The organism is Phreatobacter sp. GW821-FHT04C01 (assembly GCF_059420385.1).
Window position 1 is genome coordinate 255,637 of sequence record NZ_JBWKTP010000009.1, and the last position, 21,843, is coordinate 277,479.

At 69.2% G+C, this 21,843-nt stretch carries 20 protein-coding genes; 7 read left to right on the plus strand and 13 right to left on the minus strand.

Annotated elements, in window-relative coordinates; translation table 11 throughout:
• Positions 1 to 6: 6 nt before the first annotated feature.
• From AC07WJ_RS28705 to AC07WJ_RS28740, 8 genes are all read right to left on the minus strand, one after another.
• Positions 7 to 1,140 (minus strand): FAD-dependent monooxygenase, encoded by a 1,134-nt coding sequence (locus tag AC07WJ_RS28705; RefSeq protein WP_494938121.1) that lies wholly within the window; start codon positions 1,138 to 1,140, stop codon positions 7 to 9.
• A 1-nt stretch (position 1,141) separates the two neighbouring features.
• The gene (locus tag AC07WJ_RS28710) at positions 1,142 to 1,660 is read right to left on the minus strand and encodes a cupin domain-containing protein (protein WP_494938122.1); all 519 of its coding nucleotides are present in this window, start codon (positions 1,658 to 1,660) and stop codon (positions 1,142 to 1,144) included.
• Between the two features lie 81 nt (positions 1,661 to 1,741).
• Positions 1,742 to 2,416 carry a TetR/AcrR family transcriptional regulator gene (locus tag AC07WJ_RS28715; RefSeq protein WP_494938123.1) on the minus strand — a complete coding sequence of 225 codons (675 nt, stop codon included), beginning with the start codon at positions 2,414 to 2,416 and terminating at the stop codon, positions 1,742 to 1,744.
• Entirely contained in the window at positions 2,397 to 3,101 is a 705-nt protein-coding gene (locus AC07WJ_RS28720; RefSeq protein ID WP_494938124.1) for an ABC transporter ATP-binding protein, read from the minus strand. The genes AC07WJ_RS28715 and AC07WJ_RS28720 overlap by 20 nt, the downstream gene beginning before the upstream one ends.
• Positions 3,095 to 3,835, minus strand: coding sequence for an ABC transporter ATP-binding protein (locus AC07WJ_RS28725; protein ID WP_494938125.1), 741 nt, complete (start codon positions 3,833 to 3,835; stop codon positions 3,095 to 3,097). Before AC07WJ_RS28725 ends, AC07WJ_RS28720 begins: the two co-directional genes overlap by 7 nt.
• A complete protein-coding gene (locus AC07WJ_RS28730) occupies positions 3,823 to 4,833 on the minus strand; it encodes a branched-chain amino acid ABC transporter permease (protein WP_494938126.1) in 1,011 nt (336 codons plus the stop codon). Before AC07WJ_RS28730 ends, AC07WJ_RS28725 begins: the two co-directional genes overlap by 13 nt.
• A complete protein-coding gene (locus AC07WJ_RS28735; RefSeq protein WP_494938127.1) occupies positions 4,830 to 5,714 on the minus strand; it encodes a branched-chain amino acid ABC transporter permease in 885 nt (294 codons plus the stop codon). The genes AC07WJ_RS28730 and AC07WJ_RS28735 overlap by 4 nt, the downstream gene beginning before the upstream one ends.
• Before the next feature lie 64 nt (positions 5,715 to 5,778).
• Positions 5,779 to 7,047 carry an ABC transporter substrate-binding protein gene (locus AC07WJ_RS28740; RefSeq protein ID WP_494938128.1) on the minus strand — a complete coding sequence of 423 codons (1,269 nt, stop codon included), beginning with the start codon at positions 7,045 to 7,047 and terminating at the stop codon, positions 5,779 to 5,781.
• On the opposite strand from AC07WJ_RS28740, the gene AC07WJ_RS28745 reads away from it, so the two are divergent.
• Entirely contained in the window at positions 7,046 to 7,204 is a 159-nt protein-coding gene (locus tag AC07WJ_RS28745) for a hypothetical protein (protein ID WP_494938129.1), read from the plus strand. The two genes, AC07WJ_RS28740 and AC07WJ_RS28745, sit on opposite strands and share 2 nt — an antisense overlap.
• A 422-nt stretch (positions 7,205 to 7,626) precedes the next feature.
• On the opposite strand, the gene AC07WJ_RS28750 is transcribed toward AC07WJ_RS28745, so the two are convergent.
• Entirely contained in the window at positions 7,627 to 8,421 is a 795-nt protein-coding gene (locus AC07WJ_RS28750) for a gamma-glutamyl-gamma-aminobutyrate hydrolase family protein (RefSeq protein ID WP_494938130.1), read from the minus strand.
• Between the two features lie 233 nt (positions 8,422 to 8,654).
• On the opposite strand from AC07WJ_RS28750, the gene AC07WJ_RS28755 reads away from it, so the two are divergent.
• On the plus strand, positions 8,655 to 10,166 hold the full coding sequence (locus AC07WJ_RS28755) for a serine hydrolase domain-containing protein (protein ID WP_494938131.1): 1,512 nt from the start codon (positions 8,655 to 8,657) through the stop codon (positions 10,164 to 10,166).
• A 49-nt stretch (positions 10,167 to 10,215) separates the two neighbouring features.
• Positions 10,216 to 11,799 (plus strand): ABC transporter substrate-binding protein, encoded by a 1,584-nt coding sequence (locus AC07WJ_RS28760; protein WP_494938132.1) that lies wholly within the window; start codon positions 10,216 to 10,218, stop codon positions 11,797 to 11,799.
• 283 nt (positions 11,800 to 12,082) lie between these two features.
• On the opposite strand, the gene AC07WJ_RS28765 is transcribed toward AC07WJ_RS28760, so the two are convergent.
• Positions 12,083 to 12,799 (minus strand): pyridoxamine 5'-phosphate oxidase family protein, encoded by a 717-nt coding sequence (locus tag AC07WJ_RS28765; RefSeq protein WP_494938133.1) that lies wholly within the window; start codon positions 12,797 to 12,799, stop codon positions 12,083 to 12,085.
• 75 nt (positions 12,800 to 12,874) lie between these two features.
• Here AC07WJ_RS28765 and pdxR point away from each other — a divergent pair, with 75 nt between their 5' ends.
• A complete protein-coding gene (pdxR, locus tag AC07WJ_RS28770; protein WP_494938134.1) occupies positions 12,875 to 14,308 on the plus strand; it encodes a MocR-like pyridoxine biosynthesis transcription factor PdxR in 1,434 nt (477 codons plus the stop codon).
• 327 nt (positions 14,309 to 14,635) lie between these two features.
• A complete protein-coding gene (locus AC07WJ_RS28775) occupies positions 14,636 to 15,937 on the plus strand; it encodes a DUF2778 domain-containing protein (RefSeq protein ID WP_494938135.1) in 1,302 nt (433 codons plus the stop codon).
• A gap of 56 nt (positions 15,938 to 15,993) precedes the next feature.
• On the opposite strand, the gene AC07WJ_RS28780 is transcribed toward AC07WJ_RS28775, so the two are convergent.
• From AC07WJ_RS28780 to AC07WJ_RS28790, 3 genes are all read right to left on the minus strand, one after another.
• Positions 15,994 to 16,419: a GIY-YIG nuclease family protein gene (locus AC07WJ_RS28780; protein ID WP_494938136.1), complete on the minus strand. Its 426-nt coding sequence runs from the start codon at positions 16,417 to 16,419 to the stop codon at positions 15,994 to 15,996.
• Positions 16,420 to 16,635: 216 nt separating this feature from the next.
• On the minus strand, positions 16,636 to 17,763 hold the full coding sequence (locus AC07WJ_RS28785) for an aminotransferase class I/II-fold pyridoxal phosphate-dependent enzyme (RefSeq protein WP_494938137.1): 1,128 nt from the start codon (positions 17,761 to 17,763) through the stop codon (positions 16,636 to 16,638).
• Entirely contained in the window at positions 17,760 to 18,938 is a 1,179-nt protein-coding gene (locus tag AC07WJ_RS28790; RefSeq protein ID WP_494938138.1) for a M20 aminoacylase family protein, read from the minus strand. Before AC07WJ_RS28790 ends, AC07WJ_RS28785 begins: the two co-directional genes overlap by 4 nt.
• Positions 18,939 to 19,043: 105 nt before the next feature.
• Between AC07WJ_RS28790 and AC07WJ_RS28795 the strand changes: the two genes are divergently transcribed.
• Positions 19,044 to 19,862: an AraC family transcriptional regulator gene (locus AC07WJ_RS28795; RefSeq protein ID WP_494938139.1), complete on the plus strand. Its 819-nt coding sequence runs from the start codon at positions 19,044 to 19,046 to the stop codon at positions 19,860 to 19,862.
• A 214-nt stretch (positions 19,863 to 20,076) separates the two neighbouring features.
• On the plus strand, positions 20,077 to 21,726 hold the full coding sequence (locus AC07WJ_RS28800) for an ankyrin repeat domain-containing protein (RefSeq protein WP_494938140.1): 1,650 nt from the start codon (positions 20,077 to 20,079) through the stop codon (positions 21,724 to 21,726).
• Positions 21,727 to 21,843: the final 117 nt, after the last annotated feature.

Below are 21,843 nucleotides of genomic sequence, written 5' to 3' on the forward strand. Positions count from 1 at the left end.
CCTCGTTCATTGGCCGGCCTGCAGCGCCATGGCGGGGTCCTGGACCAGGCGCGGGATATCGGCGTTCAGCAGCGGGCGCAGGCTCGGATCGCTGAAGAACACCTCGTTGTTCGGATCGAGCCGGCCCTCGGTAATGCCCTCGGCATAGCTCTGGGTGAAATCGATCAGCGGCCGGATGTTCTTTTCCCAGCGCTCCAGCACCACCGGCAGCGGCGCCTCGCCGAATTTGGCCGAGCCCAGCGCATAGGCGGTCATCATCGAGGAACAGGCGCCCTGCCCCAGCGCCGGCGTCATGCCGTGGGCGGCGTCGCCGACCAGCACGCAGCGGCCATAGTGCCAGGATGGCGGCGAGACTGAGTGATAGGCGTCGTAATGGCCGTTCGCGCCGATCCGGGCGAAGTAGCGGCCAAGGCCCGGAAACGACTCCTCCCAGAGCGCCGGCTGCACCGGGATGGCATGGGCCTCGGTGTCGGTCCTGAGCGAAACCAGGATCATGTACATCACCGTGTCCGAGCAGGGCAGCAGCCCGACGCGGCGGCCGTTCGGATGGTTGAACTCACGGGCGACGCGGGTGTTGCCGTCCGGAAAGTCACCCGCCTCGATCGGGATCAGCATGCGGATGGCGCCCTTGCGATGCTTGCCGAGCGGGACCTGCCCCGCGACCGATCGCCTGACGGTGGAATGAATGCCGTCCGCGCCGATGACGAGGTCCGCCTCCAGCCGTTCGCCGCCCTCGAGCAGGACGATGCCCGCCTCTTCGGCGCCGACGACCTTCGAACCGACCGATATCGTGACACCGGCGGCACGGGCCGCTTTCGCCATCAGGTCGATCAGCACCTGGCGCTGGAACATGACGATGCGGCCGCCGGTGGCTTCGAAGGGATCGTATTCGACAATCATCTGGCCGGTGTTGCGGAAGATGGCGAAACGGTCGAGCTGGTAGCCGCGGGCACAGACATCATCGTCGAGATCGAGCGCTTCCAAGACGCGCAGGCCGTTCTCGAAAATGGTGATGCCGTTGCCGTTCGCGCGCAATGCGGGGCTTCTCTCGTGAACGCGGACGGACCAGCCCTGGCGCGCCAGCATGATGCTGGCGACGAGCCCGGCAATCCCGCCGCCGACGACTTCAGCGATTGGCATGTCAGTGGTTTCCCTTGTCTGCTCGTGCCCAGATCTCCGGCAGCGGCCCGCCCGGGCCGAACAGCGGATCGGTCGCCGGGATGGGCACTTTCCTGGCGCGCTCGGCCATGCGCGGATATTCGTCCGGGTAGCCGAGCCGGAAGTCGTGGACGCCGAAGCCGACCGGGAAGGCCCCGGTCAGGCGCAGGTCGTCGGTGATGGATTCGCCGAAATGGCCGACGCCGGCGGGAATGACCACCACGTCGCCCGCCGACAGCATGGCGCTGATGCCGTCATGACCGCCGAACCGGCCGGTCAGCGTGCCGCGCGTCACCGCGATCAGTTCGTGGGTGTCGCTGTGGAAATGATGGCGCGGATACATGCCGAAGCCGCTGTGCCAGTCGGGCGGCCAGGCGTTTGTGCGCAGCGCGTCTTCCATGGCGACCGGGCCATCGGTCACGACGCCACGATAGATCAGAAGCGGCAGGCGGGAGTTCGGCACGCGTCCGTTCCCCCTGAGGATATGGGTCTCTACGGTCATGACTCGTCGCTCCGTGAAAACGGTGTTGCCAAGGCGAATGGAAGGTCGGGTCGGCGCTAGCGCGGATGCTTCAGCTGCGGCTCATCCGTGCTGTCGAATGGTCAGGCCTTCGAGGAAGATCTCGATGCCGTCGGCATAGACCTGCTCGATGGTGCGTTCGTAGATGGCGGTGTGACCGGTAATGGCGAGATAGGCATTGCCCATCCACTGGCCCCACAGCGACAGCGTCGCCGCGCGCGCGTCGACCGGCCGCGCCTCGCCGCGCTCGATGCCCAGCCGGATCGCTTCCTCGATCGCCGAAATGCCGTCGGCCAGCCGGTTCTCGATGGTCTGCGCCGCCTCTTCGGGCAGGCTCTCCTTGCGTCCCGGAAAGAAGAAGAACGACAGCGTGGTGAAATATTCCGGATGGATCCGGAAGAAATTCATATAGGAGGTCGACATCCGGTAGAGGTTGTTGCGCACCGTGTCGGTCCGGTTCAACGCCTCCGTCAGGCCGCTGATCATCCGGTCGAGGTCGCGCAGCAGGACGCCGGTATAAACCTCCTGCTTGCTCTTGAAATACAGATAGATGGTGGCGCGCGAAAAGCCCGCGGCCTCGGCGATCTCGTCGATCGTCACCGCGGCGAAGTCATGCGCCAGGAACACCTGTTTGGCGGCATCGAGGATCTCGGATCGGCGCCGGCCGATACGCAATTGCTTGCGCCGTTCCTTGCTGTCGATCTGCTGCGCGCTCAGGTCAGAGTCCGAGATAGGCACGGCGCAATCCATCATCTTGAAGAAGGGTGTGTCCCAGGCCCTGCATCGCGCAGCGCCCGCTTTCCAGCACATAGGCATAGTCGGCGCATTCGAGCACGTGGACGACCTGCTGCTCGACGATGAGCACCGGTACGCCGCTGTCCCGGATCGTCCTGACCAGGGTGAAGATATCCTCGACCAGCATGGGCGCCAGGCCCAGCGTCGGCTCGTCCAGCATCAGGAGGCGCGGACAGGACATCAGCCCGCGGCCGATGGCGACCATCTGCTGCTCGCCGCCCGACAAGGTGCCGGCGAGTTGCTGGCGGCGCTCGGCGAGTTTCGGCAGCAGCGCGAAGACGACGTCGAGCTGGCGGCTCTTCTTGTCCCTGGCCGCCTTGCCATAGGCGCCGATCTCCAGGTTTTCCTGGACCGTCATGAAGGGAAACAGCCGGCGGCCCTCGGGCACGTGGATCAGGCCGTGCTCGACGATCTGATGGGCGGCGAGCCGGGTGATGTCCTGGCCGTCGAGCTCGATCGCGCCGGTCCGGCCCTTCACCAGGCCCGAAATGGCCGACAGCGTGGTGGTCTTGCCGGCGCCGTTGCCGCCGACCAGGCCGATGATCTGGCCTGGGCCGACGTCGAAGGTGAGCTGCTCGAGCGCCAGCACGTCGCCATAGCGGACATTGAGGTCGCGGATGCTCAGCATGGCCGGTGCTCCGCCATCGCGAATTTCGGACCGAGATAGGCCGCGAGCACCACCGGATCGCGCGCGATATCCGCCGGCGTTCCCTCGGCGATCGGCTGGCCGTTCTGCAGCACCAGGATGTGATCCGACAATTGCATGACCGCGCTCATGTGATGTTCGATGACGACGATCGCGAGGCCACGGTCCCTGAGGCCCTGGATGAAGGCGATCATCCGTTTCACCTCGATCGGGATCAGGCCGCCCATGACCTCGTCGAGCAGCAGGACGCCCGGCGAGGTCGCCAGCGCCTTGGCCATTTCCAGCCGCTTGCGGTCGCCGATCGGCAGGCTGCCGGCCGGCGCCTCGGCCAGCGCCGCCATGCCGAGATCGTCGAGCACCCGGCGCGCGATAACCCGCGCCGCGGCGATCGAATTGGTGCGCAGCATGGCGCCCATCACCACGTTGTCGAGCACGCTCAGGCCGCGGAACGGCTGGACGATCTGGAAGGTCCGCACCAGCCCCGCGTGGCAGCGCGCTTCCGGCGCCAGTCCCGCGATCGAGCGGCCGTCCAGCGCCACCTCGCCGGCATCCGGCGTGATGAAGCCGGTCAAGAGGTTGAACACCGTGGTCTTGCCGGCGCCGTTGGGGCCGATGATCGACAGGACCTTGCCGGGACGTGCCTCGAATCCGACGCCGCGCACGGCCGCCAGGCCGCCGAAGCTCTTGTTCAGCCCGCGGGCCGTCAGGGTCGCCATGCGAGCCTCCGCTTCAGCAGTTTGGCGAGCGTCGGCCCGAGGCCGCCTGGCGCGGCGAGCAGCACGGCGATGACGATCACCGCATAGGCGAGCTGGGTCAGGCCCGAGATCTGGTCGCCGAGATGGGCCTGCATGGTGGCGGCCACCGCCGTGACGATCAGCGCGCCGAGGATCGGGCCATAGGCGGTGCCGAGGCCGCCGACGATCGCCATCAGGGCGAAGTTCAGCGACAGGTTGAGACTGCCGACGCTGTCGGGGTCGATATAGAGGTAATATTGGGCGTGGAACGTGCCGCAGAGGCTGATCATCGCCGCCGACAGGGCGAAGACCCCGATCCTGAGCGGCAAGGTGCGGATCCCCAAGGCGCGCGCCGCGTCGTCGTTTTCCCGGAACGCCACCAGGGAATAGCCGATCTTGCTGCCGGCGATCAGCCGCGTCGCGGCGTAATAGGCCGCCACCAGTCCGAGCGCCACATAGGCATAGGCGATCTTGTCGGCGAAGATCAGGTTCGCCGCGCTCGGCTGCAGCGGGATCGACAGGCCGGACGAACCGCCGGTCAGGTCGCGCAGGTTGATCGCGCTGATATGGATCACCGCGCCGAAGGCGAGCGTCGACATGACGAAGAACGAGCCCTTCAGCCGCATGGTGACGGCACCGAGCACGACGGCCGCCGCCGCGCTGATCGCGGCCCCCAGCCACATGCCGATCAGCGGGCTGACGCCGGCCTTCAGGAACAGGAGCGTCGAGGTATAGCCGCCGATGCCGTAGAAGGCGGCGTGTCCTAGCGACAGCTGTCCGGCGTAACCGCCGCTGAGGTTCCAGGCGAGCGAGGCGGCGGCCCCCAGGAACGACAGGGTCACCATGCCGAGCGTGAACGGGTCGGAAAAGACCAGCGGCAGCGCCGCCAGCAGGGCAAAGCCGGCGAGCGGCCGCCAGGCCCCCGCCAGGCGCGACGGCGCGCGCGCGGCAGGACCGGAGAGGATGATATCGGCACTCATGTGACGTCCATGACTTCGGCGCCCTTGCGGCCGAAAAAGCCGGCCGGGCGGAAGGCGAGGATCAGCATGAAGCAGACGAAATAGACGAACTGCTTCATCTCCCCACCGAGGAAATAGCTGGAGAAGGATTCGACCACGCCGATCATCAGGCCGGCGAGCACGGCGCCCGCGATGCTGCCCATGCCGCCGAGCACCACGATGACGAAGGCGATCAGGATCATGTCGGCGCCGCTATAGGGATTGACCGGCAGCAGCGGCGCCAGCAGCACGCCGGCGGCCCCGACCAGCGCGCAGCCGAGCGCGAAGGTGACGGCATAGATCCGGTCGACATCGATGCCGACCAGCCTGGCCGAGCGGCGGTCCTGGGCTGTCGCCCGGATGGCGCTGCCCATCCGGCTGTATTTCAGGAAGGCGGCGAGCGCCACGGCCAGCGCGATCGCCGCCACGAAGATGGCGAGGCGCAGCCAGGACACGTAGAGCGGCCCGATCTGGAACGAGGCGGTCGCATAGGCCGTCCTGACCGTACGGAAATCCGAGGTGAACAGCGCCAGCAGCAGGTTTTGCAGAAACAGCGACAAGGCGAAGGTAACGAAGACCTGGACCACATGCGGCGCATCCAGCGTCGGGCGGATCAGGAGCCGCTCGGTCACCAGTCCCAGCAGGAACATGAAGGGGACGACGGCGGCGCTCGCCAGGAAGGGATCGATGCCCATCCGGTGAAACAGGAAATAGGTGAGGAACATCGCGATGGTGAGATATTCGCCATGGGCGAAATTGACCACCCTGAGCACGCCGAACACCAGCGTCAGGCCGACGCTGATCAGGGCGTAGATGCCGCCGATGAACAGGCCCGACAGGGCCAGCTGAGCATAAATATCCATGAAAGGGGTCCCTTGGGGCCAGCCCGGCCGGCGCTCGCGCACCGGCCGGCGCCGGGGCCGCGCCTCAGCGGGCGTTCCAGGCCGGCAGGGGCACCAGGATCGGCTCCTTCAGCTTGCTGGCCTGCGGGTAGACCGGGATCATGCGCTTGTCCTGCCACTGCACGACGCTGCCGAAGGCACGCTGGTTCTGCCCCCTGTCGTCGAACTTCATGCCCCAGCCGTTGATATAGGCGCCCACGGGCACGTCGGCCTTCAGCGCCGCCGCACGCAGGTCCTCGGCCTTGGTCGAGGCCGCCTTGCCGATCACGTCGCGGATCAGCGAGAGGCCGACGACGAAGCCGAGCGATTCCTGCACCGCCGGATCGACATTGTATTTGGCCTTGTAGCGCCGGGCGAAGGCCGTGAGGTCGGCGCGCGCGCCCTCCGACAGCGAGGCCGGATTGGCCTCCAGCGGAAAGGACGACGAGAAGATGCCGTTGACGTCATTGCCGATCGCCTCGGCGAAGGACAGCGTCGAATGGCCGGCGCTGGTGCCGACAAAGGCCCTGGGCGTATAGCTCATTTCCTTCATCTGCCGCTGCAGCAGGATGGCGTCGTTGATGAACTGGGTCGCGATGATGACGTCGGGCGAAAGCGACCTGAGCTTCAGCACCAGCGGCGACAGATCGGTGGTGCGCGCCGAATAGAGCTCGCGGAAGGCTATTTTGATGCCGAGCTTTTCCGCCTGTTCGATCGCCGCCTTGGACACGTCGACGCCGAAGGCCGAGTCCTCGGCGACAACGGCGACCTTGAGGTTTTTCGGCTCGATCTTGAGGAGCGGCGCCAGCACTTCCGCCGTGTAGAGCGGTGCCGGCTGGCCGAGGCCGGAGGCACTCAGGCCCATGCGGAAGGCATGTTTGAAACCACGCTCGGTATAGGAATTGGCGACCGCCATGCCTTCCCAGTAGAAGCCGCCATTGCGTTCGGCCTCCTGGCTGGCGACCATGCCGGCGGCGCTGGTCGAACTGCCGACGAAGATGCCGACGCCCTCGCGCGAAGCGAGCCGGTTGGTCTCGCTGATCGCGCCCTGCGGGCTCTGGCCGTCGCCCTTGAACAGGCTGATCTTGCGGCCGTTGATGCCGCCGGCGTCGTTGATCATGTCGACCGCGATGTCGACGCCCTGGTAGTTCTGGTTGCCGAACACCGAATTGGCGCCGGTCAGCGGGAAGATCGCGCCGATCTTGACCACGTCCTGGGCCGCGGCGGAACGCCCGAAGAGCCCGGAGAGCGGTGCGGCGGCGATGAGGCCGGCAGCGGCCCGGCGCGAAAGCTTGGGGTGCGAAGGCACGGTCATGAACATTCCCCTGTGGTGCGATCCGCGGCGGTTTCCGCCGTCGTTCGGTCGTCGTTCGGTCATGGCGAGGCGCCCCGGCCCGTCGGTCGGGCCGGTCGACGATCTCGCGGTGATGGAGGAAGGCATGGGCACGCACGGTCAGCGACCGGGGCGTTGAGCCCTGGCGCCACGATGGCGAGCAGCCTGCCTGTGGTGTTGTCGGTGACTTCGCCGTCAGCCAGCGGCCGCAACGCGCGATCGGTTGAAACTGTGCTGCAACATGCCCCCTGGCGATCTCTTTGAGAACGTTATGAGGGATAGTGTCATAAAATTTAGACGAGTCAATCGATATTGTCTAAATTTAATACGCGATGCGTGCGGGCGGTCAGTCGCAATTCCAATGCAGAATGCGCGTCGATCAGAGGCCGGAGCGTCCAGGTGACGAGGCCGGCACAAGCCTCGACCGTCCGTCGACACCTCGTGCGACAACCACGCCCCTTCGCCCCGGCAGGGAGAAGTGCGGCAGCGGTTTTCGCACGAGCCTGGATGGACGGCTTGCCGGCGCGCAGCGAGCAAGCGCTCCCTGAAACCGGGCCTCGCTCAGCCGCGTGACGACGCGACCGCGCCCATCGGCGGCCTCTGCCCCTGCAGCGCGGCGCCGAAGGCCTCGAACAGCGTCCGGTTCACCGGATTGCGCTGCGGGTCATATTCGGCATGCCATTGCACGCCGAGCGCGAAGCCCGGCGCATCGGCGATGCGGATCGCCTCGATCGTGCCGTCTTCCGCCACGCCTTCGACCACCACCCGCTCGCCGAGATCGAGAATGCCCTGGCCGTGCAGCGAATTGACCCGGATCGTCTCGCGGCCGAGCAAGGTGGCGAAGACGCCGCCCGGCACCAGCGCGACGTCGTGGCGATCGGCGAACACCACGGCTGGATCCGGATGCACCTCGCCGGTCTCCAGCCGCGGCATCCGGTGATTCATCCGGCCGGGCAGTTCGCGGATCTCCGGATGCAGCGAGCCGCCGAAGGCGACGTTCATTTCCTGAAAGCCGCGGCAGATGCCGAAGATCGGCACGCCGCGGGCGACGCAGGCTTCCGCCAGCGCCAGCGCCATGGCGTCGCGCGGCTGGTCATAGGGTTCGTGCCGGGGATTGGGCTCGGCGCGGAAATGGGTCGGATGGACATTGGCGCGCGCGCCGGTCAACAGCACGCCGTCGACCACGTCGAGCAGGGCGCCGATATCGGTGATCTCGGGCACGCCGGCAAACATCAGCGGCAGGGCGCCGGCGACCTCGGCGACCGCCCTGAGGTTTCGCTCGCCGACCAGCTGCACGGTGAAACGATTGTCGACGAGGGCGGAATTCCCGATCACGCCGACAACAGGCCTCTTCATCTCCCGGCTCCCACAGGCACGCACATCATTTTTCGCCGAACCAAGGCAGTGCAGCATTGTCGTTCCAATAGCACGCCGGGAGAAGCCCGCAATTGCGGCATCAGCCCTTCCCCCGCCGATCGCGCGGGACGCCGCCTCCGGTCGGTGCTGCCCTGCCCGCCCCCCGTCTCGACGCACCCATGGGACGCTCGCTAAGGTTCGTTCTCCGCAACGGATCAGGATGCCGGCCGCAAATGCTGGATTGGGCAAGAGCACGGGTGGAAGCCGCCGACATCACCGGCCGCTGGTCCGGCAGGAGCGGCCCCGGCGGCGCCGTCGCGCTGTTCGACCACCACGGCCTGCGCGAGCAGAGCGCCGGCGGCCTTGCCGTCGTCGAGCATGGCGTGCCGTTTACGGCCGCGACCAACCATCGCCTGGCCTCGATCAGCAAGCACATGCTGGCGGTGCTCCTGCTGCGGGCCGGCGTGCCGCTCGACGCACCGCTCGGCAGCCTCCTGGCCGATGCTTCGCCGGCGGTCGGCCATGTTCCGCTCGGCCGCGCCCTCGACATGACCGGGGCGCTGCCCGACATGATGGAGCTGCTCTGGCAGGACGGCGTGCCCTTCACCACGGGTCTCGGCGAAACCGAGCTCTCCGGCCGCGCCCTCGGACTGCCTGCCCTCAATGCCGCGCCGGGCACCGAGATGGCCTATTCCAACACCGGATGGCGCCTGGCCCAGATCATCCTGAGCCGCCGCCTCGGCATGCCCTATGCGCAGGCCGTCGCCGCGTTGATGGGTGAACTCGGCCTCGGCATCCGCTTCGTCCAGGACGAGACCGAACTGGTCGCCGGGCTGTCGAACGGCTATTGGCGCGACGGCGCGGCATGGCGGCGCGGCCGCTACGGTTTCCACTTCTCGGCCTCCGGCGGCATGGTGGCGAGCGCCGCCGCGCTCGCCGGCTGGGGGGCCGCCTTGCTGTCCGGCCACGGCCCGCTGGCCGGCATGCTGGACCGGCTGACCGCACCCCGGCCTTTCGTCGACGGCGGCCAAAGCCGCTACCGGCTCGGGCTCGTTTGCGGCGAGCTCGGCGACCTCGTCTGGATCGGCCATGGCGGCTCGCTGCCCGGCTATCGCAACCACATGCTGATCGCGCCGTCGCTCGGCGCCGGTGTCGTGGTGCTGACCAATCGCGAGGAGGACGCGCTCGGACCGGCGCTCCGGATCCTCGCGAGCCTTGCCGCAGCGCCCTTGCCCGCACCGCCGCGCGGCCTCGCGCCAGGCCTCTTCACGGCCGAAGACGGGCCATATTGGGCCGAGCTATCGGCCGATGCGCTGAGCTTCATGGGCGGGTTCGAAAGCCTCGTCGCCGATGGCGCGGGCGGCTTTGCCAGCCTGCCGGCCTATCTCGACATGCGCTTCAGGCAGTCCGGCCCGGATGTCCTGGAGGGGCGGTTCGGCGGCGTCGCGCGTCGCCTTGTGCGGGTCCCCGGCGGAACCCGCCTCGACACGGCGCTTACCGGCCGCTGGCGCGCGCGCCGGTCTGGCCGCGAGATGGTTCTGCGCGACGACGGCACGGCGCTGGTGCCCTTCGCCGGCACGCAGGGGATCGAGGCCGGGCTGACACCCTTGCCCGGCGCCCGCGCGCTGATCGAGCTCAGCCACGGCCCCTGGCGTCACCGGCCCTGCGCGATGCTGCGGCCCGACGGCAGTCTCTTGCTGGCCAGCCACCGTTCGCGAATACTGGAATTCGATCGGATCGCATAAGACCGTTCGCGAATACTGGAATTCGATCGGATCGCATGAGGAAAACGCCTTGACCCGCCCCCGTCTTGTCGCCCTGAGCCTCGCCGCCGCATCGATCTTCGCCACCGTCCAGGCCCATGCCCAGCCGGCGCCGCAACGCGTGCTGCGCGTCGCCCCCCATGCCGACCTGAAGACCCTCGACCCGGTCGCCGCCTCCATCGTCATCACCCGCATGCACGGCCTGATGATCTATGAGACGCTGTTCGCCTGGGACTCGAACCTCCAGCCCCGGCCGCAAATGGTCGAGAGCTTCCAGGCCTCGGCCGACGGCTTGGCCTGGACCTTCACCCTGCGCCCCGGCCTCAAATTCCACGACGGCCAGCCGGTCACCACCCGCGACGTCATCGCCTCGCTGAAGCGCTGGATGGCGCGCGACACCATTGGCGGCAAGCTCGGCGAATATACCGACCGGATGGAAGCGACCGACGACCGCACCTTCGTGCTGCGGCTGAAGCGGCCCTTCGCCCTCGTGCCTTTCGCGCTCGGCTCGGCGGTCGGCCAGATCCCGGCGATCATGCGTGAAAGCGATGCCTCGAGCGATCCGATGAAGCCGGTCACGGAGGCGATCGGCAGCGGTCCGTTCCGCTTCAACCGGGCCGAATGGCGCAGCGGCGCCAAGGTCGTCTATGACCGCAATCCCGACTACGTGCCGCGCAGCGAACCCGCCGACGGGCTTGCCGGCGGCCGCGTGGTCAAGGTCGACCGGGTCGAGTGGCTGATCATGCCCGATCCGGCGACCGCCGCGGCGGCGCTGCAGACCGGCGAGATCGACATATGGGAACAGCCGAGCCAGGACCTCATCCCCGTCGTCACGGCCAATCGCAGCGTCCGGGTCGAGCGTTATTCCAACCTCGCCAACCAGGTCATGCTGCGGCCGAACCACCTCTACCCGCCGTTCAACAATCCCAAGGCGCGGCTTGCGCTCGCCTATGCCACCGACCAGGCCGATTTCCTCGCCGGCGGTTTCGGCGACGAGCAGTTCTGGCGCCGCTGCAACGCCTATTTCGTCTGCGGCGGCCCCAACGGCACCGAGGCCGGCACCGAGGGTTACGCCAGGCCCGATCTCGACACCGCCCGCCGGCTGCTGCGCGAGAGCGGCTATCATGGCGAGCGCCTGGTGCTGACCACCAGCAACGACATCGCCGCGATCGGCCGCATGGCCGAGGTGACCGCCGACGCGCTGAAAAAGGTCGGCTTCAATGTCGACGTCCAGTTCTCCGACTGGGGCACGGTGACCACACGCCAGCAGAACCGCGGCGCGCCCGACCAGGGCGGCTGGAACCTGTTCGTTACCTATGCCTCGGGCGCGACCATGCAGTCGCCGATGACCAATATCGGCACCAATATGGGCTGCGAGCGCGCATGGGCCGGCTGGCCCTGCGATGCCGAGGCCGAGCGTCTGCGCGGCGCGGTGGTCGATGCGACGGATGACGCCGCGCGCAAGAGCGCGGTCGAGGCGCTGCACCGGCGGCTCGCCGAGATGCAGCCTTACCGGGTGCTCGGCCAGTTCGACCAGCCCTATGCCAGGCGGACCAATATTTCGGGCGTGCTGACCGCGCCGGTCATGCTGTTCTGGAACGTCGAGAAGAAATAGGGCGGGATGGCGAGACGCTCCGGCTCGCCGCGGAAATATGGCTCAAGTCTTGGATATCAAGGAGGGGCCCGACCGAGACGGACAGAGCGGCCATCGGACACTCTGTCCGTCTCGACCAGACCCATCCCAGGAACCCACGACTTCCTCGCACCGACCTAACCGGGGCTCGGCGGCGTCGGCGGCGGCCCCCCGCCGTCGAGCCGCGCCAGCCAGTCCCTGAACCAGCCGGCCAGCGCCGCCAACCATCCGGCGAGCGCGGGCATGGCCCTGACCGCCCGCGCCGTCAGCCATAGGCCGCCGCATAGGCTTCCACCAGGGCCTCCTCCAGCAGCCGCCCGCCCCGGTAGCCGCCCAGCGTCGCCGGACGCGTGACGTCGGCGAGCAGCCGCGGACAGGGCTCGGGCGCGCCGATCACGGTGCTGACCGGCAGGCGCTCGGCATAGATGGGCAAGGCATAGTCCTCGTCGTCGTCGGCGACGCCCTTGGCGCGGATCTTCGCCGAGGCGCGCTCGATATCCATCATGACGACCGCCGTCGCCTTGATCTCCTGCCGGGTGCTCTGCCGGAGCCCGGCGGTCCGGCCGGGGAAGAACCGGTCGACCATCATGACCAGGGCACGCCGCTTCTCCTCGGCATCCTCGACCAGCCGCGCACGCCCGAAGGCCATGACCGAGCGATAATCGGCGGAATGGTTGAAGCCGCAGCGTGCCAGCACCAGGCTGTCCAGATGGGTGACGGTGAGGCAGGCCGGCTCGCCCTCGGACTGGTTGCGCAGCATGCGGCTGGCGCTGCTGCCGTGCCAGTAGAGCCGGCTGTCCTCGCGCCAGAACAGGGTGGGCGTGCAATAGGGCTGCCCGTCCACGACATAGGACACGTGGCACAAGGCGGCCGCATCCAGCAGGGCGTGGACCGTCGCGTGATCGTAGAAGCCGCGGTCGTGCCGCCGCTTCACACGGTTGGTCCGGTCGATCGGGTAGCTCTGCGCGGTCTCGTCCAGCATCTTGACCTCCAACGGTTGATAAAGAGGCGTCGCACGGCGAAAGTGGTTGGCGCGAGGACCAATCCGAGAATATTCGTGCCAACCACTTCGAAGCGACGCCGCGAAGCCCTGGAGATTCCGCTCCAGCTCGATCGCGCTGCCGGCAACCAGGCGCGGCAGGTCCATGCCAGCCTCCGTTCGGCGATCCTCGACGGCCGCCTGGCCGCCGGCCTCCGCTTGCCGTCGAGCCGGGCGCTGGCCGACCAGCTCGGCATCCGGCGCAACGCCATCGTGGTCGCCTTCGAGCATCTGGAGAGCGACGGCCTGGTCGAGATGCGCCAGGGCGCCGGCACCTTTGTCGCCGCGCGCCTGCCGCGGCGCTCCGCCATGCCCGAGGCCCTGCCCCACAAGGTGGCGGAGACCCGGCGCGGCGCCTTCGCGCTCGGCCAGACCAGCGCCGACCCGATCCTGATGCGGCGGCTGGCCGGCGTCATGCGCCGGCGCATAACCGCGGCGACCGGCGCCGAGCTCGGTTACGGCGATCCACGCGGCAGCGAGGCGCTGCGCCGCCAGATCGCCGCGCAGCTCGCGGCCAGCAGGGGCATCCTGTGCGACCCCAGCCACATCCTGGTGGTCAGCGGGGTCCAGCAGGGCCTGCGCCTGTGCATGGAAGCGCTGCTGCGGCCCGGCGATGCCGTCTGGATGGAGGATCCCGGCTACCCCGTGGCCCGGCGGACGCTGGCGGCCGCGGGCGCGCGGCTGGTGCCCGTGCCGGTCGACGGCGAAGGGCTCGACGTCGCGGCCGGCCGCCGGCAGGCGGCCACGGCGGCCGCGGCCTATGTCACGCCGTCGAACCAGTTTCCGGCCGGCGTCACCATGAGCATGGGGCGGCGGATCCAGCTGCTGGACTGGGCCCGCGCCGCGCAGGCCTGGGTGTTCGAGGACGATTACGACAACGAGTTCCGTTACGCCGGACCGCCGCTGACGGCGCTCGCCGGCCTCGGCGGCAGCGACCGGATCATCTATTTCGGCACCTTTTCGAAGATGCTGTTCGCCGGCCTGCGGCTCGCCTATGTCGTGCTGCCGGCGGCCGCCGTGGAGCCGGTCGTCGCCGCCCGCGCCGCCTTCGACCGGTTCCCGCCGAGCCTGACCGAGGGCGCGGTCGCCGAGCTTCTCGCCGACGGAGCGCTGGCCGCCCACACCCGGCGCATGCGCATGCGCTACCGCGTCGCCCGCGACGCGGTTGCCGAAACGCTGCGCCGGACCGCGGGCGACCTGCTCGACATCGTCGTGCCGCAGCAGGGGCTGCACCTGCTCGCCAGGTTGCCGGCCGGCCTGCCCGCCGGGGCCGCCGCCAGGATCCGCGAACGGGCCGGCATCGAGGCCTGGCTGCTGGCCGAAACCCGCATGCTCCCGGCGTCGCCCGACGGCTTCATTCTCGGTTTCGCCGGCCATGATCTCGGCGCGCTGACCGCCGCGGCGGAACGGCTCGGACGGGCGGTCCGCGCCTATGTCGCCGCGCCAGAGTAGTCCCGGCAGCCCTGCCCTGTGGTGCATCTCGACCACAGGCAAGCCCAAAAAGCGCCGCGATCTTCGGATGATTGGCGCCCGGCACGACCGGGCGCTCACGCCGAGGGCCTGGCGGCAAGGCCGCGATTGCAAGCAAAAAAGATGATTTCGATTCACCCCGGATTAACCAGACGCGCGCCTTATGGAAGCTGAACGTCATTAGGGCTTCCCTGCACCGAGGACCGGTCCGAGGCGGTCCGCCCGGCTCGTTTTGGCGAGCCCGGCGGAGCGATGGCTGGCGCGTGTCGGTCGGGGAAGGAGTATCCGAGTATCCCGAGAGCGCGACGTATGCGTAACACCACCCGTCGGCCGCCTGGCCTGGATTCGCGCTCCCGCCATCCCGAGACCCGGGGCCGCTTGCCGCGGCTCGCCTGGCTCGGCGCCACGCTCGGGCTCGCCGTCGCGGCCGGCGTCGTCGGCGTCGCCCTGCGGCCGCACCATGACCATGCCTTGCTTGTCACCGGCGGTCCGGATCGCCCGGCACCACGCATCTCCGCGCCGGCCCTGATGTGGGGCACGGCGAGCCTCGCCCCGGCCCGCCACCGCAACCCGCGGCTCGACCCGCTGCTCGACCCCGCTCTGCCGGCGGGCTTCGCGGCGATCGACCGTTATGACGGCCTGCTCGACCCGGCCTCCTGGTCCGCCCCCGCGCCGCGTCCGATCGGCTCCAGCGCGCCGCTTCAGGCGAGCCTGCGCCCCCTCGCGCCGGCCCAGACGGCTGTCGCCGGCCTGCCCATCCCGGTGCTCGAACCCGGGCAGGTTCCGATCGTCCAGGCGAGCCTCGGCACCCAGGCCGCCGAGCCGGACAGCGCGCCGACCGTGCTCGCCGCCCTGCCCACCGTGCCCGAGGACATCGACGACGATCAGCCGGTGCCGGTGCCGCAGCCGCGCAACCGGCTGGTGCTCGGCGCGCCCATGCCGGTGCCGCGTCCGCCGGAACTGCTCGCCTCGACCGCGCCGGAACGCCAGCGGGTGGCGAGCCCGCAGCCGTCGCGGCGCACCCGCACGGCCAGCCTGCCGGCGGCGCCTGCGGCCCCGGTGGACAATCGCTCCTTCTTCGAGCGCTTCTTCGGTCAGCAACAGCGTCCGGCCGCCGGTCCGGTGCTGGCCTATGCGCCCTCCGACGATGCCGGCACGGCGCCGGTGCGCGGCGGCGGCAGCGGCCGCCTGCTCGGCGGCTTCATGCCCGGCCCCGGGCCGGTCGTTGCCCCCGGCACGGCCGTCTATGACATCACCGCCCGCACGGTCTACCTGCCGAATGGCGAGCGGCTGGAGGCCCATTCCGGCCTCGGCGACAAGATGGACGACCCGCGTCACGTCCATGTCCGCATGCACGGCGCAACCCCGCCGCATACCTATGACCTGACCGAGCGCGAGAGCCTGTTCCACGGCGTGCGGGCGCTGCGGCTCAATCCGGTCGGCGGCAGCCGCGCCATTCACGGCCGCGCCGGCCTGCTCGCCCATACCTACATGCTCGGGCCGCGCGGCGATTCCAACGGCTGCATTTCCTTCAGGGACTACAACCGCTTCCTGCAGGCCTATCTGCGCGGCGAAGTGCGCCGCCTCATCGTGGTCGCCAGCGCGAGCTGAGGCGGGTGGGGGGAAGAACGGTCCTTCACGCAAGCGGGACCCAGCCCCTCAGCCGTTCATGTTTGCGGATGAAGCCGAGAAGCGAGCATCGGGAGGCGCTCCAACTCGCCTTCGATCAAAGCTTCCTTCTTTGCCCGTCGCCAGCCCTTGACCTGTCGCTCGAAGGCGATCGCGTCGACGATGCGGGGAAAATGGCCGGCCCAGACCAGCACGACCGGACGGCGTCTGGATGTATAGCCCGGCAGCAGCCCGCCCTGGTGCTCGGAGACACGGCGCGCCACATCGTCTCCGCGTGTCGAGCCGACATAATAGGAACCGTCCGCGCAGCGCAGGATATAGACGAAGGCGCTCATCCAGGGATGATGGCGACCTGATGTCGCGTCGGACATTCGGGCGATGACGGAGACCTGCATCCAGGTCGGCCGTCTTTCGAGGCTCGCAAGAGCGAGCACCTCAGGATGAGGATCGGAAATGAGCTGCATCAGCGTTGCTCACGAGGCGTCGCCGGCGTCGTGCGTTCTGCACTGTCGCTGATGCAGCTCTCCACATTCCTCATCCTGAGGTGCTCGCTCTTGCGAGCCTCGAAGGATGGCCGAGCGTGGTGCAGAGACCGCCGCAGCGGTTTCGTGCCGATGCCCCAGGTGACGCTGTCGCCATAGACCAGGATCTGCCTCATCGTCGGATCGCCCTTCTGCGGCTCACGGCCGGTCGTCGGCCATGACCGCCGCGAGCGCGGCCGCCGCCTCGTCGAGATCGCTTGTCGTGTGGGCCGCGCTGACCTGGATGCGCAGCCGCGCCTCGCCGCGCGCGACGATCGGAAAGGTCACCGCCGGGGCATAGACCCCGGCCGCGCGCAGGGCCTCGCTCACCCGGCGCGCCCGCTCCTCGTCACCCATCTTCAACGCGGTGATCGCGCTGTCGCTGTCGAGACAGGCAAGTCCGTAAAAGCGGAACGCCGCCCGGACATGATCGAGATTGGCCCAGAGACGTTCGCGCGGCGCGGCGTCGGTCCGGCAGATCTCGAGCGCCGCCAGTGCGCTCGCGGCATTGGCCGTGGTCAGGCCCATGGTGAAGATCCAACTGCGGCAGCGCGCGACGATGGCGTCGATCACCGCCTGCGAACCGGCGACGAAACCGCCGCTGGCGCCGCCCATGGCCTTGGACAGCGAGCCGGTCAGCACCAGGCCGGGCGCGCCATTGGGGATGCCCGCGAGCGGCGCCGTGCCGCGCCCCTCCGGGCCGACGACGCCGAGCGCATGCGCCTCGTCGACGACCAGCAGGGCGTCGTGCTGCCGCGCCAGGGCGTGGATCTCGGCGAGCGGCGCAGCGCCGCCTTCCATGCTGAAAATGCCGTCGGTGACGACGAGCTTGCGCCGGGCCGGCCCGGCCTTGACCAGCGCCTCCCGCAGGGCGTCGACGTCGCGATTGCCATAGGCGAGCACATCGGCGCGGCTCAGCCGGCAGCCGTCGATGATGCTGGCATGGTTGAGCCGGTCCGAGATGATGATGTCGCCGGCCTCGACCAAAGTCGTCAGCACGCCGGCATTGGCCGCCCCGCCCGACGAGAACAGCGCCACCGCCTCGACCCCGAGAAACGCCGCGAGCTCCTGGCGCAGCGCCTCGTGCAGCGGCGTGGTGGCGAAGACCGGGTAGATGCCCGTGCCGGTGCCGTAGCGCCCGAGCGCCGCGCGGGTCGCCGCCAGCACCCGCTCATCAATGGACAGGCCGAGATAGTCGTTGGCGCCGAGCATGATCACGTCGGCGCCATCCAGGACGACACGACCGCCGCGCCGGCTCCCGATGACCTGGCGATTGGCCCCGTTCATGATGCCGGGACCTTCGGCAGGGCCTGCTCGACCAGGTTGACCCAGTAGCGCAGGACGATCGGCACGATGGCGTCGTTGAAGACGTAGCGGTTGCCGTGCAGGCCCTCCCCCGGCCCGACCGGGCCGGCGCCGATCCAGGCATAGGAGCCGCCGGCGGCGCGGACCATATAGGCGAAATCCTCGCAGCCGAGGCTCGGGCTGAACGCGGTCGAAACCTGGTCGGGGCCGACAGCCGATGCCGCCGCCGCGGCGGCCACCGCCACCGCCTCCGGCGTGTTGATCAACGGCGGATAGCCGCGCTTGTAGTCGAGCTTGCTCGTGACCCCATGGGCCGCGGCGATGCCCTGGGCGATCTCGCCGATCAGCCTTTCGCATGTGTCGGACAGCGCCGGATCGAAGAAGCGGCAGGTGCCCTGCAGCCAGACCTCGCCCGGCACGATATTGCCGACATTGCCGCCATGGACCTGGGTCAGGCTGACCACCAGCGGCACCTGCGGATCGACCGCCCGGCTGACGATGCGCTGTACCGCGCCGATGAAGGCGCCGGCCGCCAGGATCGGATCGTCGCCGAGATGCGGCATGGCGACATGGGCGCCGGTGCCGCTGAACCGGAGCTCGAAATTGTCGACCGCCGCCATTTGCGCGCCGACCCGCGTGGCGATCGTGCCGAAGGCCAGCCCCGGCCAGTTGTGCACGGCATAGACCGCCTCGACCGGGAAACGCTCGAACAGACCAGCCTCGATCATGCGCATGCTGCCGCCTTCGTTCTCCTCCGCCGGCTGGAACACGAAATGCACGGTGCCGTCGAAATCCGGCTGCTGGCTGAGCAGCCTGGCCGCGCCGAGCAGCATGGCGGTGTGGCCGTCATGGCCGCAGGCATGCATGACGCCGTCCTTGGTGGAGGCATAGGCGAGGCCCGTGCGTTCGGTCACCGGCAGGGCGTCGAGCTCGGCCCGCAGCGCGATGGCACGCTTGCCCGCACCGCTCCGAAGCACGCCGACCACGCCGGTGCCGCCGATGCCCTCATGCACCTCCAGGCCGAAGGATCTGAGCTGCGCGGCGACGAAACGCGCGGTCTCGTGCTCCTGAAAGCCGAGCTCGGGATGCGCGTGGATCTGGTGGCGCCAGGCGATCACCTCTGGCGTGATGGCGGCGACGGGGTCATTATGGCGCATGGTCGTCTCCTGCCTGGCTGGCTCAGCCTGGCTCGTTCGGGAACAGCTCGCCTGAGACTTAGGGCGCCCGACCGGCGGCCGTCTTGAACCAGATTGACCGGGATGATGATCGATACGGCAGAGGAAAGGACCGAGTTCTGGCGCCATCCGCGCTTCCGCGACCTCGGCCTGCTCAAGGCGCGCTTCCGCCGGCACCGCTATGACCGGCACACCCACCCGACCTATGTCATCGCCCTGATCACCGACGGCTGCGAGCGCGTCGGCGTCGGCAACCGCAGCCTGGTCGCGCCGACCGGCTCGGTCCTCGTGGTCAATCCGGAAGAATGGCATGACGGCGAGGCCGGCGCCGATGGCGGCTGGGCCTACCGGACCTTTTATCCCTCGATCGAGCTGATGAGCGCGATCTCGGCCGAACTCGGGCGCGACGGCGCGCCGCTGTTCGCCCGCGAGGTCATCGCCGATCGCGACCTCGCCGCGGCGCTCGGCGCGGCGCATCTGGGCTCGACCGCTGCGGACGCGACCGGCGCCGAGACCTCCATGCTGGTCGCGCTGCGCCAGCTGATCCTGCGTCATGGCGGCGACGGCCGGCCGGAGCCGATCGAGGGCTCGGGATCGCGACGCCGGCTCGCGCTCTACGAACAGGTGATCGAAGCCAGCCTCGCATCCGAGCTCGACCTGCGGCGGCTCGCCTTGGCTGCCGGCGTCACCCGCTTCCAGGTGATCCGGGACTTCAAGAAAGTGGCCGGCCTGACGCCCGCGGCCTTCATCCGCGACCGCCGGCTCCGGCGTGCCAACCAGCTGATCGCGGACGGCGCGAGCCTCGCCGACGCCGCCTTCGCCGCCGGTTTCGCCGACCAGAGCCATCTCTCGCGCACCTTCCGCGCTATGCATGGCATGACGCCGGGCATGTTCAGACGGGCGTGATTCCGACCGACCGACATGCGACGGCCATCAAAAATTTCGACCCGAGCCCCGGATTGACCGCCGCAACGACCCACCCTATTTTGCCGGCGCGGAGCAAGCCGCACCCGGGTCCGCGGGAAGGGTTGAACCCACTTGCTGCTTCCAGTGAGCACTCCAAACCTTTGTGCAGCCGGTTTTGCGGACCGTCGGCGATGTGAAGCACGGAGGTTTTCCGATGACCAGCGCGCCCGATCGCTATTCCCCCAAGCTCAATCTCGACCACCTGAAAAAGCAGGCCAAGGAGCTGATCCGGCTCTACCGCGCCGGCGACGCCGGGGCCGTTTCGCGCTTCCGCGAGAGCCTGCCCGCGGCCGCCGGCCTGAGCGATGCCGCCCTATCGGCCCTCGGCCTTCGCCTGCATGACGCCCAGTCGTGCCTGGCGCGCGAGCACGGTTTTCTCTCCTGGGTCGACCTGAAAGGTTATGTCGAGGTTCAAGCCGTAGCCTCCGGCGAGCGCGCGGCGCTGGTCCGGCGCTGGCTCGGCCTGGTCTATTCCGGCGATGTCGCCGGCACGACCAACCGCGCCAATCCGCGGGTCGCCGCCCGCGTGCTCGCCGAGAACCCCGGCCTCGGCGCGGAAAGCCCCTATCTGGCCTGCGCCGTCGGCGACGATGCCGCGCTGCGCCGGGCGATCCAGGCCGACCCGGCCTGGATCAACCGGCCGGGCGGTCCCTTGAACCTGCCGCCGCTGGTCGCCGTCACCCAGTCGAGCCTCGTCCAGCTCGACGCCTTTCGCGACCGCCTGCACGCCTGCGCGCAGGTGCTGCTCGCCGCCGGCGCCGACCCGAACCAGCGGATCGACAGCCGCTGGCCGCCGGCCTCGCTCGACAAGCCGGATCCGGACTATCCGCTCTCGGCGCTTTATGGCGCCGCCGGCAACAACCGCGACGCCGCGCTGACCGCGATGCTGCTTGCGGCCGGCGCCGATCCCAATGACAACGAATCGCTCTACCATTCGCTGGAAAATCCGGCCTGCACCCGCCTGCTGCTGGACCATGGCGCGCGCATCGCCGGCACCAACGCGCTCTACCGGGCGCTCGATCTCAACGACCCCGCCCCGCTCGAAATGCTGCTCCGCCATGGCGGCAATGCCAACGAGCCGGCCGGCAATGCGCCGCTCACCCATACCGGCTCGCCGTTGCTCCGGGCGATCCGGCGGCGGCGCTCGCCGGCCCATGTCGCGGCACTGATCGCGGCCGGCGCCGATCTGACGGCGACGACCCGGGACGGGCTGACGCCCTATCGGCTGGCGTTGCAATTCGGCCTCCTGGAGGTCGCCGACCTGCTGCGCGCGAAGGGGGCCGGGACCGCGCTGCCGGAAGACGAGGTCTTCGTCGCCGCCTGCGCCCGCGGCGACGCGACCGAGGCCCGGCGCATCGCCGCCGGGCGGCCCGATCTGCCGGCTTCGCTGTCGGCGGCGCAACTGCGCCTCCTGCCCGAGATGGCGGCGGAGGGCGGCGATGCCGGCGCCCGCCTGATGGTCGAGCTCGGCTGGCCGATCGAGACCAAGGGCGGCGACTGGAACGCCTCCGCCCTCAATCTCGCGGTGTTTCGCGGCAATGCCGCGCTCACCCGCTTCCTGCTCGAACACGGCGCCAGCTGGACCGAGGAGCACGGCTTCGGCGACAACGCCTCGGGCACGCTCTCCTGGGCTTCGCTCAACCAGCCGGTCGATGACGGCGACTGGATCGGCTGCGCCCGCGCCCTCCTCGACCACGGCATGCCCCGCGCGACCCCGGATCCTGATGATCCGGAGGGCGTCGTGCTGGCGGGGCGGAAGAAGCGGTTTTCGGATGAGGTGAGCGAGGTGTTGCTGGAGGGTTGATTGCCGTGACGGGCATGTCTCTCTTCGGCCCCAGGCGTCGCCTGCGGGGCGGGATGCGTGTTCCCTCGTGAGCACGATACGGTCGATGGCGGCGTCCTGTTCCGCTGCCGTCGACCT

Excerpts from the sequence above, each read along its gene's own strand:
- AC07WJ_RS28735 (WP_494938127.1), bottom strand. The coding sequence starts at position 5,714 with ATGGATATTTATGCTCAGCTGGCCCTGTCGGGCCTGTTCATCGGCGGC.
- AC07WJ_RS28730 (WP_494938126.1), bottom strand. The coding sequence starts at position 4,833 with ATGAGTGCCGATATCATCCTCTCCGGTCCTGCCGCGCGCGCGCCGTCG.
- AC07WJ_RS28745 (WP_494938129.1), top strand. The coding sequence starts at position 7,046 with ATGAACATTCCCCTGTGGTGCGATCCGCGGCGGTTTCCGCCGTCGTTC.
- AC07WJ_RS28790 (WP_494938138.1), bottom strand. The coding sequence starts at position 18,938 with ATGCGCCATAATGACCCCGTCGCCGCCATCACGCCAGAGGTGATCGCC.
- AC07WJ_RS28780 (WP_494938136.1), bottom strand. The coding sequence starts at position 16,419 with ATGCAGCTCATTTCCGATCCTCATCCTGAGGTGCTCGCTCTTGCGAGC.
- AC07WJ_RS28720 (WP_494938124.1), bottom strand. The coding sequence starts at position 3,101 with ATGCTGAGCATCCGCGACCTCAATGTCCGCTATGGCGACGTGCTGGCG.
- AC07WJ_RS28765 (WP_494938133.1), bottom strand. The coding sequence starts at position 12,799 with ATGCTGGACGAGACCGCGCAGAGCTACCCGATCGACCGGACCAACCGT.
- AC07WJ_RS28755 (WP_494938131.1), top strand. The coding sequence starts at position 8,655 with ATGCTGGATTGGGCAAGAGCACGGGTGGAAGCCGCCGACATCACCGGC.
- AC07WJ_RS28750 (WP_494938130.1), bottom strand. The coding sequence starts at position 8,421 with ATGAAGAGGCCTGTTGTCGGCGTGATCGGGAATTCCGCCCTCGTCGAC.
- AC07WJ_RS28795 (WP_494938139.1), top strand. The coding sequence starts at position 19,044 with ATGATCGATACGGCAGAGGAAAGGACCGAGTTCTGGCGCCATCCGCGC.
- AC07WJ_RS28705 (WP_494938121.1), bottom strand. The coding sequence starts at position 1,140 with ATGCCAATCGCTGAAGTCGTCGGCGGCGGGATTGCCGGGCTCGTCGCC.
- AC07WJ_RS28725 (WP_494938125.1), bottom strand. The coding sequence starts at position 3,835 with ATGGCGACCCTGACGGCCCGCGGGCTGAACAAGAGCTTCGGCGGCCTG.
- AC07WJ_RS28775 (WP_494938135.1), top strand. The coding sequence starts at position 14,636 with ATGCGTAACACCACCCGTCGGCCGCCTGGCCTGGATTCGCGCTCCCGC.
- AC07WJ_RS28800 (WP_494938140.1), top strand. The coding sequence starts at position 20,077 with ATGACCAGCGCGCCCGATCGCTATTCCCCCAAGCTCAATCTCGACCAC.
- AC07WJ_RS28710 (WP_494938122.1), bottom strand. The coding sequence starts at position 1,660 with ATGACCGTAGAGACCCATATCCTCAGGGGGAACGGACGCGTGCCGAAC.
- AC07WJ_RS28740 (WP_494938128.1), bottom strand. The coding sequence starts at position 7,047 with ATGACCGTGCCTTCGCACCCCAAGCTTTCGCGCCGGGCCGCTGCCGGC.
- AC07WJ_RS28785 (WP_494938137.1), bottom strand. The coding sequence starts at position 17,763 with ATGAACGGGGCCAATCGCCAGGTCATCGGGAGCCGGCGCGGCGGTCGT.